Below are 1,527 nucleotides of genomic sequence, written 5' to 3'. Positions count from 1 at the left end.
GGCTGATTGATTAGAGTATTAGTTAGCTCACCAACCGTCTGCTCTTTCATTCATTTACCTCGTAACACATAACGCCCTGTTAAGGTGTGAGCAACGCAATACCAAAGCTCCTGCATACCACCTTAAACACTAAACGCAACACATAGTAAAAATGCCACGCGTTGCGAATCACTCTTAAACAGTTTGTTAGCTACATTTGAGCTCAATTATCTCAAAACCACTTTCACGAACCTTTGCAAAGTACACGAAATTTTGTATCGGCAGCATGTAAACACTAGCGTTGAAAGCATGCTCATCATCTATCGAGTTCCAAATATCGAAATATTGCTGAATGAGTTCCATCCCCTTGTCGCTCTGCGCAATTTTCCGATGAACTGGAAAACACCAACCAGACCCATGTTTTATTAGTACCAAATCATCTTTGCCACAAAACAATAAATCAGGATATTCGACTTGTATCTCGATATGATCTTCATGAGGAGTATCAATCCAATTAACAGTGACTCGATCAACTAGCACATCATCCAAAATTAGACCAGCTTGACCAACAAGCGAGTCTAGGATTGGCTTAATTATGTTATCTATGTCATAAGCACCCGGATTCTTGATCCTTTTTACGTGCTGGCAGTAATAGTCTATCGAAACCCAACACGTCCCCGTTACAATAAATGGTGATGTTCTCGTATACTCCTGAAGCTGACGTTTAAACGCTGCCTTTCTATCCCCCCTGTTCTGGAGAGAAACCGGTGTAACGTCTGCCTTGAAGTTTATGTTGCCATTTTTAAATGAGATTTCACTAAAATCACACATGATTACCCTTTGTATGTAGCTAACGCCCTGCTAAGGGGTGAGCAACGCAATACCGAAGCCGCCGCAAACCACCTTAATCACTAAATTCAACGCATAGTGAAAATGCCACGCGTTGCGAATCCCTCTTGAGCAGTTTGTTAGTCGCGAGGCACCGAGCGACAATTTTAAGCCGAACTAAACTTTGCGAACAACAAACTTTATGTGCTTTGATGCATTTAAGTCAGGCGTAGTCTCAAAGCGGCTACTCAATGAAACCACTTAGAACAAACAACGTCGTAGAAAACGGACTGACAACACCAAAAAGCGCTTTTGGAAAGCCAATCTCACAGTACGGACTTTCAACAAAGTCACTGAAACCACGTGGAACTTACAACACCAGAGAAAACGTCATTTCAGCGAGTAAATCGGCTTTTGTACCAACAAACTCACCGAGCGGAGTTGCAACCAAAAACAAACTCTCGATTGCCCTGCTCTGTCAGCACCAAAGAACAAAACAATCGCTAGGACACTTGCAAAATTTTGGACTCAAAACAGCTAAAACTAAGTTCTAAGGATCGACGATGAATCTGTGTTCCAAACAAACTGCTGCTAAATTTTAAGCTCAGAAACATGATTTTGATTGCTAGCTTTTTCTGGCGACTAACGCCCTGTTAAGGTGTGAGCAACGCAATACCGATGCTCCCGCATACCACCTTAAACACTAAACGCAACGCATAG

At 42.2% G+C, this 1,527-nt stretch carries 2 protein-coding genes; one reads left to right on the top strand and one right to left on the bottom strand.

The features are described from left to right. Window positions 1-186: 186 nt before the first annotated feature. Window positions 187-810, bottom strand: a complete 624-nt coding sequence (locus tag R7F67_RS23955; protein ID WP_140289187.1) for a RusA family crossover junction endodeoxyribonuclease — start codon at window positions 808-810, stop codon at window positions 187-189. A gap of 248 nt (window positions 811-1,058) precedes the next feature. Between R7F67_RS23955 and R7F67_RS23950 the strand changes: the two genes are divergently transcribed. After that, window positions 1,059-1,361 carry a hypothetical protein gene (locus R7F67_RS23950; RefSeq protein ID WP_318057427.1) on the top strand — a complete coding sequence of 101 codons (303 nt, stop codon included), beginning with the start codon at window positions 1,059-1,061 and terminating at the stop codon, window positions 1,359-1,361. Window positions 1,362-1,527: the final 166 nt, after the last annotated feature.

Origin of the sequence: Vibrio sp. YT-17 (assembly GCF_033337375.1) — a bacterium.
In the GTDB taxonomy this organism is placed as follows: domain Bacteria; phylum Pseudomonadota; class Gammaproteobacteria; order Enterobacterales; family Vibrionaceae; genus Vibrio; species Vibrio alginolyticus.
The sequence above is the reverse complement of the archived record's forward strand: the minus strand, read 5'-3'. Positions and strand labels throughout refer to the sequence as shown.

Coding starts and splice junctions, on each gene's coding strand:
- R7F67_RS23955 (WP_140289187.1), bottom strand. CDS start 810: ATGTGTGATTTTAGTGAAATCTCATTTAAAAATGGCAACATAAACTTC.
- R7F67_RS23950 (WP_318057427.1), top strand. CDS start 1,059: ATGAAACCACTTAGAACAAACAACGTCGTAGAAAACGGACTGACAACA.